Source organism: Halomonas sp. JB37, assembly GCF_002332255.1.
Classification (GTDB): domain Bacteria; phylum Pseudomonadota; class Gammaproteobacteria; order Pseudomonadales; family Halomonadaceae; genus Vreelandella; species Vreelandella casei.
Genome location: NZ_NRGW01000001.1, coordinates 3217901 through 3234235 on the forward strand (window position 1 = coordinate 3217901; position 16335 = coordinate 3234235).

Here is a 16335-nt window from a genome sequence, read left to right on the forward strand (position 1 = left end):
GATCCGACTCTGGAGCAGCCTAACTATGCGAACTATCTCTTCATCAACCAGCTCTTCTTCCAGTATTTGGCAACTCTCCAAACTCACAGGCGCCGTTCTGCTGGCCGGCGCCGTGCTGGCGGTTACCTTTAGCACCACCGCCCAGGCTCAAAGTGAAAGCGTTGAGCTTCTCAACGTCTCTTACGACCCCACCCGTGAGTTCTATCGCGAATACAACGAACTGTTTGACGAATTTTGGCAAGCTGAGCACGGCCAATCTGTGACCGCTCGCCAGTCTCATGGTGGCTCAGGCTCGCAAGGCCGCGCCATCATCGACGGTATTGATGCAGATGTGGCGACACTGGCACTCGCTTACGATATTGACGCAATTCATGAACGTGCTGACTTAATTCCGCAAGACTGGCAGTCGCGCCTTCCTAATAACAGCTCTCCTTACACGTCCACCATCGTTCTACTGGTGAGAGAAGGTAACCCTAAAAACATTCAGGATTGGGATGACTTAGCCCAAGAAGGCATTGACGTCATTACGCCCAACCCGAAAACATCAGGCGGAGCACGCTGGAACTTCCTGGCGCTGTGGGGCTACGGCTTAGAGCAGTTCGATGGTGATGAACAGCAGACCTATGATTTCGTGCGCCAGGTATATGAAAACGTGCCGGTGCTCGACTCAGGTGCCCGCGGCGCGACCAACACCTTTGTCCAGCGCCGCATTGGCGATGTGTTTATCGCTTGGGAAAACGAAGCGTTCTTGTCAGTGGAGCAGCTAGGACAGGGTGAGTACGAAATCATTGTGCCGTCTCAGAGCATTCTTGCTGAGCCACCCGTGACCGTGCTGGATGCCAACGTTGATCGTAAGGGCACCCGCGAAGTAGCAGAAGCTTATTTAGAACATCTCTATACCGATGAAGCCCAGCACTTAGCAGCTAAACACTACTACCGGCCAAGCAATCAGGAAATCTTGGCTGAGTATAGTGATGAGTTTCCAGCACTCGATCTTTTTACCATCGATGAGGTCTTCGGCGGCTGGCAAGAAGCCCAGCAGCGCTTCTTCAATGATGGCGGTGTATTTGACGACATTCTCGAAGCGATCAACACCCAGTAAATCGCGTGTAACCAACCTGCCAGGGGGCTATCGCCTCCCGGTATTTTAACGAGAAGCCACTATGTCGATCACCCCTGCCAAGCGTCGCGTCATCCCAGGGTTTGGTCTCACCATGGGGTTCACCCTGCTGTATATGGGGTTGGTGTTTCTGATCCCGGTGGGCGCCTTTTTGCTCTATACCACCACCATGAGCTGGGACACATTTTGGAGTGCGGTCACTCAGCGTCAGGTCGTCGCTTCCTACAAACTGTCTTTTGGCGGTTCCTTAATTGCCGCAACGATCAACTTGGTGTTTGGGGCATTGGTTGCCTGGGTATTGGTGCGTTACCGGTTTCCTGGTAAGCGTTTGGTCGATGCGCTGGTTGATCTACCGTTTGCCCTGCCAACGGCGGTAGCCGGTATCGCCCTAGTAACGCTCTACGCGAGCACCGGCTGGGTGGGGCAATACTTGGATGTGTTTGGCATTCGCATCGCCTACACACAGCTGGGCGTGGTGATTGCCCTTACTTATATCGGTTTACCGTTTGTGGTGCGTACCGTACAACCGGTGTTGGAAGACTTAGAAGCCGAGCTGGAAGAAGCCTCCGCAAGCCTGGGTGCTGACCGCCTCACCACCATACGTCGGGTTATTTTCCCCGCGCTATTCCCCGCCCTGCTCACCGGCTACGCACTGGCCTTCGCACGGGCGTTGGGCGAGTACGGCTCGGTGGTGTTTATCTCTGGCAATCTGCCATTTCGTACCGAAATTACCCCGCTATTGATCGTCGCCAAGGCTGAACAATACGACTATCACGGCGCAGCCGCTATCGGCACGGTCATGCTTGTCGCTGCATTTTTAATGCTGCTGGTCATTAACGGCCTGCAGTGGTGGGCCAGTCGGCGCCATGGATAACAGGAGTACGCCGTGACAACGTCATCAACGGTCATTGAGACCCATGACACTATCGCTAAACGCTGGCGACGCGCGACCGAAGAGCCCGCTTGGCTGCGAATCATCCTCATCACCATCGCCTTAATCTTCCTGGGTCTTTTTTTAGTGCTGCCGTTAACGGTCGTGCTTTACGGTGCCTTTGAACAAGGTATTGGCGTCTGGTACGGCGCGGTAAGCGACCCTGATGCGCTATCGGCGATTCGCTTAACGTTTCTCATCGTGGTCATTGTTGTACCGCTCAATACGCTGTTCGGCGTGGCGGCCGCTTGGTCTATCGCCAAGTTTGAGTTTCGCGGCAAGTCGATTTTAATTTCGCTCATCGACATGCCCTTTGCGATATCTCCCGTGGTGGTGGGCCTAATCTTCGTCATTTTGTTCGGCTCACAGGGTTGGCTTGGGCCTTGGCTCTCGGCTCACGATATGCGGATTATTTTCGCCATTCCTGGCATCGTCATCGTGATCGCTTTTGGCACTCTGCCGTTTGTTGCACGCGAGCTTATCCCGCTTATGCAGCAGCAGGGTAAAGAGGAAGAAGAGGCTTCTTTAACGCTGGGTGCCAACGGCTGGAAAACGTTCTGGTACGTCACGCTGCCCAATATCAAATGGGGGCTGATTTACGGCGTCATTCTGTGTAATGCCCGCGCAATGGGCGAGTTTGGCGCGGTGGCCGTTGTGTCTGGCCGCATTCGTGGTGAAACCAACACCATGCCGCTGCATATCGAAGTGCTTTACAACGAATACATGTTCACCGCCGCCTTTGCCGTCTCTTCGCTATTGACAGGCCTAGCGCTGGTCACCATCGCGATTAAAAGCGCCGTTGAGTGGAACGAAGAGCGCCGTCAGCGCATTGCCGCCGCATGACCCCCTTTAGCTCTTCACAGAGATAAGAGAGAGCCTTCATGAGCATCGAAATTGATCACGTTAACAAACACTTTCGCGACTTTGTGGCGGTAGATAATGTCAGCCTCACTTTCCGTGATGGCGAACTGAATCGCCCCAGGTTTCGTAGACACCTCCAGGCCTTATACTAAAGGTATTTAGGAGGAACCATGAGCCATCCCCGCTACACTGAAGAATTCAAAATCGAAGCCGTCAAACAGGTGGTAGAGCGCGGCCATCGCGTGGCCGAGGTCGCTGAGCGGCTAGGCGTGTCAGGGCACAGCTTGTACAACTGGATCAAGCGCTACGATAAGCCGGTAGAACAACGGCAAGAAGATGATGATCTCCAAGCTGAAAACCGTCGTTTGAAGGCCGAACTCAAACGCGTATCAGAAGAGCGAGACATATTAAAAAAGGCCACCGCGTACTTCGCCAGGGAGTCCGACTGAGGTACGCGTTTATTCAAAATTATGCGAGCCAATACGCGGTACGTCGCTTGTGTCAGATGATGGCCGTGCATCCCAGCGGTTACTACGCATGGTGTAAAAAAGCGCTCTCTAATCGAGCTCGGGAAGATGAGCGCCTACTGGGATTGATCAAGCACTCCTGGCTTGAAAGTGGCGGTGTATATGGCTATCGCAAGGTCTACCAGGACTTGCGTGAAGCTGGCGAAACTTGCGGGAAGCACCGTGTGGCGCGTCTTATGAGTAGGGAAGGTTTACGCTCTCAGACGGGCTATCGACGACGCCCTGGCGGCTATGGCGGTGGAAAAGCGGCTGTTGTATCCCCTAACCATTTAGCCCGTCAGTTTGAAGTAACAGCGCCAAATATTGCTTGGGTGACGGACATCACGTACATCCGCACTTACGAAGGCTGGCTTTACTTAGCGGTAGTTATCGACCTGTTTTCTCGTCAAGTGGTTGGCTGGTCGATGAAGTCTCGCATGACCACGGAGTTGGTACTGGATGCTTTGTTATCAGCAGTCTGGCGACGCAAGCCACAAGGAACGGTGATGGTGCATTCGGATCAAGGAAGCCAGTTTAGCAGTGGAGACTGGCAAAGCTTTCTGAAAGCGAATCACTTGGTAGGCAGCATGAGCCGACGTGGTAACTGTCATGACAACGCCGTTGCTGAAAGCTTCTTTCAACTTCTCAAGCGAGAGCGAATCAAGCGACAGATTTATTCAACACGCGAAGCGGCTAGATGTGACGTGTTCAATTACATTGAAATGTTTTACAACCCAAAGCGCCGACACGGCACAAGTGATAACTTGTCACCGGTTGAGTATGAAAGGCGTTACTTCAAGAGCCTAACGGGTGTCTAGAATATCCGGGGCGATTCAGGTTTCAGAGGAAACGATCACCGAAGAGCACTGGGTTAAACAAGAGGAATAATAGATAGCGAAGCAAAACCCAAGCTCGTAGCGATATTTAATACGAGCCTGGGTAAGTCATAATAAGAAGTGCTATCGCTTAGCCTAGCAATGATAGGATTGTGAATTTAGGTATTCTAAGTATCTACCGACTGCCGCAGTACCGCCTGAGTAATCCTGCTACCTGGAGGTACATCGCGGGTTAGCCAAACGTTGCCGCCAATCACAGCGCCGCGACCAATGGTGATACGGCCAAGAATGGTGGCACCGGCATAGGTCACCACGTCGTCTTCCACAATGGGGTGGCGTGGCTCGCCGTTGGTGAGTGCACCCTGATCGTCTTCATCGAATCTTACCGCTACTAGCGTCACCGCCTGATAAAGGCGTACCCGCTCACCAATGACCGCCGTTTCACCAACCACAACCCCCGTGCCGTGGTCGATAAAGAAATGGCTGCCAATTGTTGCGCCAGGATGAATATCAATACCTGTCACCGAGTGGGCTTTTCGGCAATGATTCTGGCGAGGATCCTCAGCCCTTCCACATAGAACACATTTGCTATGCGATGATGAATAATTGCCAATAGCCCTGGGTAACAAAGCAAAATTTCGTCTACCGAGGACGCTGCCGGGTCGCCGCGATAGGCAGCTATCACGTCCTGATCCAATTGCCGACGCAGTGCAGGCAGCATGGTGGCAACGCCGGACAAATTCGTTCGCTTTGCAATCTTGAGCCTGGGGTTCCAGGCGCGGCTGCTGGCAACTCAGTTCTAAACGCACCTGGGTAACCAGAATATTCAACGCGTGACCAAGCTGATGCCCCACATAAAAATCTTCACTCTCCTGTTTGAGATCGAAGGGTCCTAAACGCATGGGAAATAAGATGCCGCATAAGGCATCAATCACCTCATGTATATGGCGGTGAGCAGGAAGCTCCCGGGTGCCCAGGTCGGTCTCCCGGCCTTGGCGCTCGCGCCACTCGTGCCTTAACCTGGCGTAACTCTGTCACCACACTGTCTAATGGCCAAGGAGATGGCTCATTGTGGTCTTTTTCACTCATCTCAGCGTGGGCCTCTTCTGTTTCAAGCCTTGATAGTTTGCCCTGACTACGAATAAGACGTCGGCACTGGATACTGGTCCAGCAGTGCCCACCGGCCTAGATCGCGTATTTTATAATCCACCGGATCATGGAGTGTATGGGTGCGTGCATTGCGCCAAAAACGATCCAGTCCCAAAGGCCGCGCAGTCGCCCTCGCACCTGCAATATCAAACAACCGGCTGCTAGCATCCAAAGCCGCTTGGTGCGCCACGACTTTCGCCTCTGCAATGGCAATCGCGGCCTCACCCCGGTTTTCGGCACTAATAGCGGTACGTTTCACAAAGTGGCGCTGGGCTATATCGCCTGCTATATCGGCCAATACTTGAGCACTACGCAGCTTGACCCATAGTTCACCAAAGTGGCGCTGAAGGTAGGGGTCATCTTGCGCTTGAGCTGCGTCAGAGGCTAACCAAGGTCGCCCATGCTCAAGCGTAAAGCGCTTAGCCTCCTCAAACGCCCCTTCGGCAATGCCGACGTATAGATTGACTAACACTAACTGGGCTAAACAGGCGCGAAACTGAGCCGGCGGGGACCACGCAAAACCAGGCGGTAGCAGGACTTCGCGCTCTAGCACTTCCACCTGCTCGAAACTCACGGTACCGCTATCGGTTTGCCGCTGACCGATAGCGTCCTAATCATCATGCACGGTAATGCCAGGGCGGTGAGTGGGCAACGCCGCAATCACTAGACTTTGGGTCGGCTCATGCCACGCTGAGACGGTCAGATAGTCTGATCCTTTTGCTCCCGAGCAGAACCCCTTCTTGCCTTGCAGGATAAAGCCGCCACCATCGCGTTCGGTAGCGACTGTGCGCTTATCCAGCGGGTTAAGGGTATTGCCCCAGAAAAGATGTTCTTGAGCAGTGGCGGCTAAAAGTCGCTGCTGCTGGTGTTGATTGCCGTAAAGTAATACCGACCCCACTTGCAGGTGGTGGAAAGCAAACACATGGGCAAGTGCTGAATCCACCCTGGCTAAGCGTCTGACCACTTGATAAACAAGTGACCATGGCTGCCCCTGACCGCCATACTCAGTGGGTACAGCAAGCGTCAACAAACCGCTGTCACGAATCAGCTCGCGCTCAAAAGAGGCATGCCCACCCAGGCGATCACGCTCAACGGCACTTTCGGCTAGGCGCGCTGCCAACTGATCAGCAATGGTCAGCCAATGCTGCTGATCATCGCTCGACAGAACGTCTCGCTTGGGATCCACCGCTCTCAATCGTTCAGACTGATCTGGATAGGCATTTCCAATGCTCATGCGGCCACTCTCCTCAATGCATTAATGCAAAAACCAGAAAAAAGAACCATCAAACGGTAAAACGCAGGCCCAGGCACCCTGAGGCTCAATCGCCGTTAGTGGGTAAGGATACGGTGTATTACTCATCGCTAGGCCGCCATACCACAGAAGCGATATCCAACTCGTGGGGAATAAGCTCCAATTCAAAGAAGGTATCGGCGATATCCTGCTGCTGAGCAATCACTTCATCAGACAGATATTGAGCACCGTAGCTTGCGCGATTCGCGGCTACATACACCACATCCGGATCAAGGCCGATGGAAGGGGCTAGCAGCTCAGCCACTTCACGCAGGTTATCAGCTGCCCAGCTATCTAGTTCCTGTAGCTCTTGTACAATCTCTTCAACAACATGCGGGTACTGCTCTACCAATGGCCCTGCGGCAATATAAAACTCATGGTTACTGACTAAATCGGTACCGTCGGTCAGAATACGTGTTCCTAATGCATCTTCGGCAGCAGCCAAGTAGGGTTCCCAAATGACCCAGGCATCGACGCTGCCTCGCTCAAATGCTGCGCGCGCATCCGAAGGGGTTAAAAAGGCAGTGCGAATATCGTGGATCGATAGCCCGGCATCCTGTAGCGCACGTACCAACAGGTAATGGACATTAGAACCACGGTTTAGCGCAACGCGCTTGCCTTCCAGCTCGGTCACACTTTGGATAGGCGAATCTTCGTGCACAAGAATCGCTTCTGCTTGAGGCGCTGGGGGCTGGTGGGCCACATAAACAAGATCCGCCCCGGCAGCTTGGGCAAAGACCGGCGGTGTTTCACCTACCGTGCCAAAATCAATGCTGCCTACATTAAGGGCTTCCAGCATTTGTGGGCCAGCAGGAAACTCCGTCCAGGTGACATTGATATTACGATCAGAAAATCGTTCTTCCAGCGCTTGACGCTCTTTGAGCAGTACCAACGTGCCATACTTTTGGAAACCAATACGCAAGGTTTCAGGGTCATCGGCAGCCAATAATGAGTGAGGCAAGAAGGCCAACACTCCCGACAGTACGGCGGCAGATAAGGCCGATTGTTTGATCATAATAGAGCCCATCCAAGAAAATTAAGCGTAGGCAACAGAGCGCTGGTAGGCACTCGCTGATGCCGAACTCTGACTGGGGAGCGTTTCAATCAGCTCTTCAATAGAGCGACTGATCCGAGCGCTTGCCTCCTCCCCCACCTGATAGCGCTTTTCACCATCAAGCGTGAGCTGTTTCGCGTTGACGTAGACACCGCCCAACACATTGCTGGCCCCTAACGCTGACAACACCGGCTTTAACGCGTAATCGATCACCAGTAGATGACTGTCAGAGCCGCCGTTGGCAAGAGGCAACACTACTTTGCCTTTCAGCCCACGCTCAGGTATTAAATCCAGCAGCAGCTTAAGTGCCCCTGAAAAGCAGGCCTGGTAAACGGGCGTTGCCAACACAACCGCATCTGCCTTGGCGATCGCCTCTCGGTAGCGAACAATTTGAGGGGCTGTAAAATCAGCAAAAAACACTTCATTACCGTCAAACTCATTAACGTTGAATACGTCTGTTTCGATCCCTTTTTCTTGTAGCTCGCTGTTAATAAAGTCGATTAACGCTGCGGTACGTGACAAACGGCCTGGGCTTCCTGCAATTAGTACAACACTCATAACAAGCTCCTTATTCAACAAATAGCTAAGATGTCATGGATAGAAACAGTGATTTAAGAGGCTGATTCCTGAGGCGTGCGCGTAGCTCTCGCATCAAAAGCACCGCCTGTAAATACGCCCTCTTCTGTCACCGCCTGTTTACCGGGCAACAAAGGGAAGACGAGTTCAGCGAAGCGGATCGCCTCTTCAAGATGCGGATAACCCGAGAGCACAAACGTATCCACGCCCAAATCCGCGTACTCTTTCAAACGCTGCGCCACCGTTTCCGGGTCACCCACCAACGCCGTACCTGCTCCGCCTCTTACCAGCCCGACACCTGCCCAAAGATCAGGGCTTATCTCGAGCTTATCGCGCCTTCCACCGTGCAGCTCGGCCATGCGCCGCTGCCCAACGGAATCCATGCGGGAAAAATTCTCTTGAGCTTTTTGAATGGTTTCGTCATCGAGACTGGCAATCAGCTTATCTGCCGCCTGCCACGCCTCTTCGCGGGTTTCTCTCACAATCACATGGAGGCGCACGCCAAATTTTACCTCGCGCCCGTACTTGGCTGCGGCTGCACGTACCTCAGCGATTTTTTCCGCGACAGCGGCAGGGGGTTCGCCCCAAGTTAGATAGGCATCAACATGCTTTGCGGCTAATTGATGAGCGGCGGGGGAAGATCCGCCAAAATAAAGCGGTGGATAAGGCTTCTGGACAGGATCAAAAAAATTCTTGGCTCCTTCAATCTGAAAGTATTTGCCCTGATGATCAACACTTTCGCCTTCCAACAGGCGCTTCCAAACCGTTAGAAATTCATCGGCCACTTCATAGCGCTCGTCATGGGTCAAGTGAACCCCTTCGGCCGCCAGCTCAGCGGCATCGCCACCCGGCACTACATTGAGCAACAACCTGCCTTTTAACGCCTGATCCAGCGTTGCCGCCTGGCGAGCGGAGGCAGTAGGGCCTGAAATAGAGGTGCGCAAAGCCACCAATAATTTAATCCGCTGAGTGACGGGTACTAAACTTGAAGCCACCACCCAAGGGTCTAGGCAGCTGGATCCCGTAGGAATGAGTAAGCCATCATAACCATGGTGTTCTGCGGCAACCGCTATTTGCTGCAAATAAGCGTTGCTGGGTGGCCGCCCACTACCTTTACCCAAATAACGCGTATCGCCAGACGTAGGCAAAAACCAGAAAATATCTAAACTCATCGCGTCATCATCCTGTCAATAACCTGTAGCCAGGTTGCAAAGGGCATTAAGCACTGATTACCAACAGCATAAAGAAATGGATAAAAGCCACACAAATCACTTTATTAGATATAAATATTCAGAACACAAAAAGCCAGTCTAACGCCATCAACTTTCCGGCCACTTTTATTTTAACTATTCGCATCACAAGCCTTCTCAGGCTATATAGCCTCCGCTACTAAACCCCACCTTATCAATAAAAAAACCAACCAATCTCTTATGAAAAATACATTTAACTAAAAAACCTATCACTAAAAACAATTTGCTAATCATGAATTACAAAGCATCCATAACTATTTTTAAGCATCGGCATAGTGATTTATGGTCTTGCATTACTAACCATGACTGAGTACATCATTATGCGAACACCCCCTCTCACTCGCTTTTTCTCTTTTGCCCAAGCTAGAAAATACTGGCTAACCAGCCTTTTATTGTCCTTTACCGCTATTTCACAGGTCAAAGCTGAAGACGTTAAAATTGGTGTTGTTTCAAATGGACTGATTGTCGATTCGATCTATGTCGCGGCTGATCTTGCAAAAGAACAAGGTATCAACGTTGAAGTGATTGAATTTAGCGACTGGGTTCTTCCTAATACCGCCGTGCTAAATAAAGATATCGATATCAACTACTTTCAGCATGAACCTTTTCTGACCAATGCCGAGGAGGAGCGCGGCTTTGATTTAATCCCTCTTGCCTACGGGGTTGAGGGCTTAATGGGCATTTACTCAAAGGAATTTGATAAAGCAGAAGACATACCGGCGGGTAGCACCATTGCAGTAGCCGATGACCCAGTTAATCAGGGCCGAGGATTGCTGCTTTTAGAGCAAGCTGGATTAATAACCTTGCCTGAAGGCATTGGCTACCATGCCAGTCTGTACGATATTGAAGACAATCCGTTGGATCTGTCTTTTGTAGAGCTACCAGGGCCACAGTTACCTCGCGCGTTTGAAGATGTTGCCGCTATTCTTAGCTACCCACATTACATAAAATCTTCCGGGGTGACTGATCCTGCAGATGCACTGCTATTTCATATTGACGATACGCATACTTTCGCGCTGCGTTTCGTTGTGCATCCTGATAACGAAGATGCTCCCGCTATTCATCAGTTCATTTCAATCTACCAGCAGGCACCTGAAGTAAAGGCCTCTCTTGAAGAAGCCTTCGGCGATAGCTCGCTGTATCAATTGGCATGGGAATACTTTCCTCCCTTGGAGCTGAGTGAATGAATATTGCCGTTGCCCCCTATCGTAAGATAGCCCCTTCGGAGGCTGCTTATAGCCAAAAAACGTCTCCCCGCCCCCCTCTGCATCTGAGACTTGAAGGTGTCAGTAAAACCTATGTATCTGGTCAGCGGCGTGTGGAGGCGCTTAAAGATATCAATTTGGATATTTACCAGGGAGAGATCTTCGGCATTATAGGGAGGAGTGGTGCGGGTAAATCAAGCCTGATACGCACGCTGAATCGCCTTGAAGATGCCACTACCGGTAAAGTGCTGATTAATGGCGTCGATATCCAATCCCTCGATACAGGTGGTCTCGTTATACTACGCCGCCGCATTGGGATGATTTTTCAGCACTTTAATCTGCTCTCTTCAGCGACAGTATTTGAAAATTTAGCGCTTCCGCTTAAAGCGGCGGGCATTCGTGATAAGAAGCGCATCCGGCAACGGGCACAAGAGCTTCTGCGCTTAGTGGGCCTAGAGGGAAAAGAAGATGTTTACCCCTCTCGCCTTTCCGGTGGACAAAAACAGCGCGTTGGCATTGCCCGTGCGCTGATGCTAGACCCAGAAATTCTGCTATGCGACGAAGCGACCTCGGCACTCGACCCTGAAACGACGCAATCCATTTTGAGCCTCATCAAAGAGATTAATAAAACGCTAAAATTGACCGTCGTACTGATTACTCACGAGATGTCAGTGATTAGTCAAATATGTGACCGTGTGGCGGTACTTGAAGATGGCGCGCTGGCTGAACTAGGGCCTGTTTGGCGCGTGTTCGGGCGCCCTGAACACGAAGCCACTCAGGCGTTACTGGCGCCATTAAAACCTAAAGTAGCTGACGATATTGCTCAGGCGATATCTGCTACGCCGGCGAATAGCACTTCCAGAGCGATTGTTAAGTTGTTTTTCGATGGAACCGCCGCCACCTACCTGCCCCTGGGCATCCTTAGCCAGCGTTTAGGCGGCGACCTCAGGCTGCTGCAGAGTGGCATTGGTCGACTTCAAGGCCATCCACAAGGCGAGCTGCTTGTCAGCCTGCCCTACCAGCAACACGAGCTAGCACAACGCCTCGAAACTATTAATGACCTTATCTCAACCGTGGAGGTACTCGGCTATGCTGTCCCAGCGAATGCTTGATGCACTTTGGCAAGCCTTTCTCGATACGCTTTATATGGTGGGTGTATCAGCGGCGATTGTATGGTTTGTGGGTATTCCACTGGCCATTATTTTGGTGACCACCGCCAGGGGGCAAATTTTTGAAGCCCCGCTGGTTAATAAAGTGCTAGGCAGCATTGTCAACGGCTTCCGCGCCACACCCTTTATCATTTTACTGGTTGCGCTGATCCCGCTTACCCGCTTGATTACTGGTACAACCATTGGCATTTGGGCAGCCGTTGTGCCTATTACTGTGAGCGCGACGCCTTTCTTTGCTCGCATTGCTGAAGTCAGTCTGCGCGAAGTCAGCTCAGGGGTGATTGAGGCTGCCCAGGCGATGGGTTGCCAAAAGCGCCATATCATTTTCAACGTTCTTCTGCCTGAGGCCTTACCGGGGATTATCGGCGGCTTCACCATCACGCTTGTAGCCATGATTTCTGCCTCTGCCATGGCAGGTGCCATCGGTGCAGGCGGGTTAGGCGACTTAGCTATTCGTTATGGCTACCAGCGCTACGATACCACCGTAATGCTTGCCGTTATTGCCATTCTTATTGCCATTGTTGCCATCATCCAGTATGCCGGTGACCGCTATGTTTACCTTTTAAAAAACAGGTAGGCCAATGTTTCTAACTCTTAATTAAGGTAGGCACCCAATCCATTCAGAAAAAGTTTTGGGGAAAGAGCATAGCTTCACCAAGGCGCTGGAGTAGTATCTTCAGCGTAGTGCTAACGAGGAAACATGATGACAAACAAGCGTCGCGGAGCAACCCCCCCAACACCTCCCGGAAACGGGCCGCAAAAGCCTGTTTGTAAACCGCGGTTTTACCCGCGATCGAGCTTTCCCATACTGAAAGCCAGGCACTGCTTGAGTTTCTGTATCGCCATCAGGAAGCACCGGAATTCACCGTACGCCTAAATACTTTGGCTATCAGGGACAACCGATGCACCCAGCACCGCGCCATTTTTGACTATGCGGGCCAAGCCCGCCGTGGTGAACGCGTTACCGTTAAAGGCGACCGACCTTATGTCAGTGAAACCGCTGCTGAAATCGAATGGGGACTCGTCGGGTAACGAGTATTGCTTTGCCGCTTACCAAAAATATAAATGCTAGTACACCTACATAAGGCTGAAGGATGGACCTTGAACGATCGGTCGCTGCTAAACTAGCCCAACGCTGCCCAATCGCTGGAGACACTTAATGACACGGACCCACCATTTAAAGCCAACGTTTCAATTACGCTTGGTGCTGCATCGTGACGTGATTATTGGGCCGGGCAAAGCAGAACTGCTAGAAATGGTTAGCCAGACAGGTTCAATTTCAGCCGCTGGCCGCGCACTCAAGATGAGCTACAAAAAAGCCTGGCAGCTCATCGATACTATGAACAACCACTTTCCATCCCCTCTTGTATCGACCAGCTCTGGCGGTAACGAGCGCGGCGGTGCTCATCTCACGGAGCTTGGCAAGCAGGTGCTGACTCACTACCGTGCGTTGGAACGCCAGCTCTCGCTGGAGGACTCGACTGACGCTCAGGCGCTGCTTTCGCTATTGGCCCCGGCCAGCCATCCCAATCCCTGAACGTGCTTATTATCGTATTGAGCTAGTGAGCCGTTTTGTGTAATCTCCGCTATATCCATATGGAAATAACGGAATTAATACAATGCTTACACATGCAATGAATCGCCGTTTATTAGCCACTGCGCTGACACTAGCACTTCCAACCTCAGCCTTTGCCACTGACAACATTCAAGTCGCCGCCGCCGCCTCGCTTACCGATGCGCTCAATGACGCCATTGCCGTCTATGAAGCTCAGCATGATGTTGACGTGACGCCCATTTATGCATCGTCCTCGACGCTTGCTCGGCAAATCGCCAATGGCAGCCCCACGGATCTCTTCCTGTCCGCCAACGTGCAGTGGATGGACTGGCTCGAAGAGCAAGGCGTCAACATCCAACAGCGCAGCGACTTACTCCAGAACCGTTTGGCGCTGGTATCAGCGAGCCCTGACCTGCCAGAACAGTTCGTCCCAGGCGACGAGGCACGCATTGCAACGCTGCTAGAAGAGCGTGATCGTCTTTCCGTCGGCGACCCGGATCACGTGCCGGCCGGTATCTACACCCAGCAAGCGCTGGAATTTCTCGGTGAGTGGGAAGAGCTGGAGCCAAAGCTTGCACGTGGCAACGACGTCCGCGCGGCGTTAACACTGGTAGAACGACAGGAAACGCCGCTTGGCGTTGTGTATCAAACTGATGCCTTTGCCAGTGACCGCGTGCGGGTACTCGGGCTATTTCCCACCTCCAGCCATGAACCCATCACCTACCCCATTGCACTAATAGGGGCAGAGCAAAACGACGCGGCCGTGGCGCTGCGCGAGTGGTTAGCGAGCGAAGAAGCGCTGACTATTTTTGCTGACTATGGCTTCGACACCGACATTAGCAGCCCGTGATACTGTCGCCAGCCGAATGGGAGGCTATCCGCCTTAGTCTCCTCATTGGCTTAGCGGCAGTGGCCTGGATTTTACCACCGGGCATTGCGGTTGCCTGGTGGTTAGCCCGACACGACTTCAGAGGCAAATCCATCGTCGATGGTTTTATTCATCTACCGCTGGTGCTGCCACCCGTGGTAGTGGGCTATTTACTCTTAGTATCGCTCGGTCGACAAGGGGTGGTCGGCCAGTGGTTATATGCCACTCTCGGCGTATCACTACCCTTCACATGGCAAGGCGCCGCCGTTGCCAGCGGCGTGATGGCATTTCCATTATTGGTACGCGCACTACGCCTATCATTGGAAGCGGTGGACCCCAAGCTTGAAGCCGCAGCGCGAACGCTAGGCGCCAATCGCTGGCGAGTGTTTACCACCATTACGCTACCATTGGCCATTCCAGGCCTGCTGACGGGCACCGTCTTGGCCTTTGCCCGCGCGCTTTCCGAGTTTGGTGCCACCATCACGTTTGCCTCTAATATCCCAAGCGAAACACGTACCTTGCCGCTGGCGCTGTATACGCTAATTCAGACGCCCGGCCAGGAATCAGCGGCAGCGCGGCTCTGTGTTATCGCTATCATCATCGCCCTGTTCTCATTGATCGCCTCTGAGTGGCTAGCTCGACGTACTAAACAAAGACTGCAGGAACGCGATGCCTACTAATCCTACTAATCCTAGTAACCTTCGTCATCCCGCATTGCCTGTGGACTCCTCTTCGCTGTCATTGTCTATCGACCAACGGCTCGGTAGTTTTCATCTTCAAACCGAGCTGGTACTCCCCGCCCACGGCGTGACCGGCATTTTTGGCACGTCAGGAAGCGGCAAAACCAGCCTGCTGCGCCTTATTGCAGGTCTTGAATATCCCGATAGCGGGGTTATTCAGCTGGGTGACCAAGTGCTGCTGGATACCCGGCGCCGCATTAGCGTTGCCGCCCATAAACGTAGAATCGGTGTCGTGTTTCAGGAAGCCCGGCTGTTTCCTCACTACCGAGTACGCGGCAATCTCACCTATGGCATGCCAGCACATGCATCAGCCCGCTTTGATGAAATCGTCGAGCTCCTGGGTATTAAAGCGTTGCTCGAACGTATGCCCGGCACGCTATCGGGCGGGGAAGCCAGGCGGGTTGCCATTGGCCGCGCACTGCTCAGCGACCCTCAACTGCTGCTGATGGATGAGCCACTGACAGGGCTAGATGGCGCACGCAAAGACGAGCTACTACGCTTTATTGCTCAACTGACCAAGCAGGTAGACATTCCGGTAATTTACGTCAGCCATGATGCGGAGGAGATTTCAGCTATCGCCGATCATCTGGTGCTGATGAAGGCGGGCCGTGTCGTGGCCAGCAACCGATTGAATCATTTGCTACAGCGCTTTGATTTGACTCACGAACTCGGTGGGTTTGACGCTGCATCGATTCTTGAAGGCCGCGTAGATGAGCACGACGCGACGTACAATCTGACTCACCTCGCCCTTAATGACACCCATCGATTAGTCATACCGGGCACGTCGGCTCCTATCGGCAGCCCATTACGGGTGCGTATCCTCGCACGCGATATTGCCTTAGCGCTGACGCCATTACAGTCAACCAGCTACCGCAACCAGCTCAGCGCCACTATTGAAGACATGACCTCACTATCGACAAGCCCGCACTCCGTAGAGCTACTTTTGAACGTTGGCGATATCCGCCTAAGGGCAAGGCTAACGCGAAAGTCCTGGGATGAAATGGGGCTACATATCGGCAAACAGATCACGGCACTCATTCGCAGCGTATCGGTTGCTCACTATTGATATTTCTTATATTAATAGTCTACGAGACCTTTGCACGAGTCACCTCTCCCTGTAATAAATCAGATAATAGCGAACCAGCGCTATCACAACGGGATCTCAGGATGGCTTAGGAGGATATCAAACAACGCAGATTGATCATGATGCTTTGAAAGAGCTGG

19 protein-coding genes are annotated in these 16335 nt (G+C 52.5%); 11 read left to right on the plus strand and 8 right to left on the minus strand.

The features are described 5' to 3' along the window. Nucleotides 1-25 precede the first annotated feature (25 nt). From CIK78_RS14975 to cysW, 3 genes are all read left to right on the plus strand, one after another. Nucleotides 26-1102 (plus strand): sulfate ABC transporter substrate-binding protein, encoded by a 1077-nt coding sequence (locus CIK78_RS14975; protein ID WP_096281590.1) that lies wholly within the window; start codon nt 26-28, stop codon nt 1100-1102. Nucleotides 1103-1163: 61 nt separating this feature from the next. After that, on the plus strand, nt 1164-1994 hold the full coding sequence (gene cysT / locus CIK78_RS14980; protein ID WP_096281592.1) for a sulfate ABC transporter permease subunit CysT: 831 nt from the start codon (nt 1164-1166) through the stop codon (nt 1992-1994). 93 nt (nt 1995-2087) lie between these two features. Continuing rightward, a complete protein-coding gene (gene cysW, locus CIK78_RS14985) occupies nt 2088-2894 on the plus strand; it encodes a sulfate ABC transporter permease subunit CysW (RefSeq protein WP_226938627.1) in 807 nt (268 codons plus the stop codon). A 14-nt stretch (nt 2895-2908) separates the two neighbouring features. On the opposite strand, the gene CIK78_RS17890 is transcribed toward cysW, so the two are convergent. Beyond that, nucleotides 2909-3046 carry a hypothetical protein gene (locus CIK78_RS17890; protein ID WP_176483411.1) on the minus strand — a complete coding sequence of 46 codons (138 nt, stop codon included), beginning with the start codon at nt 3044-3046 and terminating at the stop codon, nt 2909-2911. 36 nt (nt 3047-3082) lie between these two features. Between CIK78_RS17890 and CIK78_RS14990 the strand changes: the two genes are divergently transcribed. Further along, a protein-coding gene (locus CIK78_RS14990) for an IS3 family transposase (protein ID WP_096277116.1) occupies nt 3083-4236 on the plus strand; the annotation gives its coding sequence in 2 pieces (ribosomal slippage) (nt 3083-3320 and nt 3320-4236; 1155 coding nt in all). Nucleotides 4237-4421: 185 nt separating this feature from the next. Here CIK78_RS14990 and CIK78_RS18120 read toward each other — a convergent pair. From CIK78_RS18120 to ssuD, 7 genes are all read right to left on the minus strand, one after another. Next, entirely contained in the window at nt 4422-4778 is a 357-nt protein-coding gene (locus CIK78_RS18120; protein ID WP_255249109.1) for a serine acetyltransferase, read from the minus strand. Next, the gene (locus CIK78_RS18125; RefSeq protein ID WP_226938650.1) at nt 4775-4993 is read right to left on the minus strand and encodes a hypothetical protein; all 219 of its coding nucleotides are present in this window, start codon (nt 4991-4993) and stop codon (nt 4775-4777) included. The genes CIK78_RS18120 and CIK78_RS18125 overlap by 4 nt, the downstream gene beginning before the upstream one ends. A gap of 396 nt (nt 4994-5389) precedes the next feature. Then, on the minus strand, nt 5390-5977 hold the full coding sequence (locus tag CIK78_RS17945; RefSeq protein ID WP_217990288.1) for an acyl-CoA dehydrogenase family protein: 588 nt from the start codon (nt 5975-5977) through the stop codon (nt 5390-5392). Between the two features lie 36 nt (nt 5978-6013). After that, the gene (locus CIK78_RS17950) at nt 6014-6637 is read right to left on the minus strand and encodes an acyl-CoA dehydrogenase family protein (protein ID WP_217990289.1); all 624 of its coding nucleotides are present in this window, start codon (nt 6635-6637) and stop codon (nt 6014-6016) included. A 118-nt stretch (nt 6638-6755) separates the two neighbouring features. Continuing rightward, on the minus strand, nt 6756-7709 hold the full coding sequence (locus CIK78_RS15005) for a sulfonate ABC transporter substrate-binding protein (RefSeq protein ID WP_217990290.1): 954 nt from the start codon (nt 7707-7709) through the stop codon (nt 6756-6758). A 21-nt stretch (nt 7710-7730) separates the two neighbouring features. Then, nucleotides 7731-8306, minus strand: coding sequence for an NADPH-dependent FMN reductase (ssuE, locus tag CIK78_RS15010; protein WP_096281596.1), 576 nt, complete (start codon nt 8304-8306; stop codon nt 7731-7733). A 53-nt stretch (nt 8307-8359) separates the two neighbouring features. After that, nucleotides 8360-9496, minus strand: coding sequence for an FMNH2-dependent alkanesulfonate monooxygenase (ssuD, locus tag CIK78_RS15015; protein WP_096281598.1), 1137 nt, complete (start codon nt 9494-9496; stop codon nt 8360-8362). 398 nt (nt 9497-9894) lie between these two features. On the opposite strand from ssuD, the gene CIK78_RS15020 reads away from it, so the two are divergent. From CIK78_RS15020 to modC, 7 genes are all read left to right on the plus strand, one after another. Beyond that, nucleotides 9895-10761 (plus strand): MetQ/NlpA family ABC transporter substrate-binding protein, encoded by an 867-nt coding sequence (locus CIK78_RS15020; RefSeq protein WP_176483412.1) that lies wholly within the window; start codon nt 9895-9897, stop codon nt 10759-10761. After that, complete coding sequence (locus CIK78_RS15025; protein ID WP_096281603.1) at nt 10758-11891, plus strand: ATP-binding cassette domain-containing protein; 1134 nt, start codon at nt 10758-10760, stop codon at nt 11889-11891. Before CIK78_RS15020 ends, CIK78_RS15025 begins: the two co-directional genes overlap by 4 nt. After that, on the plus strand, nt 11872-12525 hold the full coding sequence (locus CIK78_RS15030) for a methionine ABC transporter permease (protein ID WP_217990310.1): 654 nt from the start codon (nt 11872-11874) through the stop codon (nt 12523-12525). Before CIK78_RS15025 ends, CIK78_RS15030 begins: the two co-directional genes overlap by 20 nt. 582 nt (nt 12526-13107) lie before the next feature. Beyond that, the gene (locus CIK78_RS15035; protein ID WP_096281605.1) at nt 13108-13485 is read left to right on the plus strand and encodes a winged helix-turn-helix domain-containing protein; all 378 of its coding nucleotides are present in this window, start codon (nt 13108-13110) and stop codon (nt 13483-13485) included. A gap of 82 nt (nt 13486-13567) precedes the next feature. Then, the gene (modA, locus tag CIK78_RS15040) at nt 13568-14353 is read left to right on the plus strand and encodes a molybdate ABC transporter substrate-binding protein (protein ID WP_096281607.1); all 786 of its coding nucleotides are present in this window, start codon (nt 13568-13570) and stop codon (nt 14351-14353) included. After that, nucleotides 14353-15051 carry a molybdate ABC transporter permease subunit gene (modB, locus tag CIK78_RS15045; RefSeq protein ID WP_176483442.1) on the plus strand — a complete coding sequence of 233 codons (699 nt, stop codon included), beginning with the start codon at nt 14353-14355 and terminating at the stop codon, nt 15049-15051. Before modA ends, modB begins: the two co-directional genes overlap by 1 nt. Further along, a complete protein-coding gene (modC, locus tag CIK78_RS15050; protein ID WP_096281611.1) occupies nt 15041-16177 on the plus strand; it encodes a molybdenum ABC transporter ATP-binding protein in 1137 nt (378 codons plus the stop codon). The genes modB and modC overlap by 11 nt, the downstream gene beginning before the upstream one ends. Nucleotides 16178-16335 lie beyond the last annotated feature (158 nt).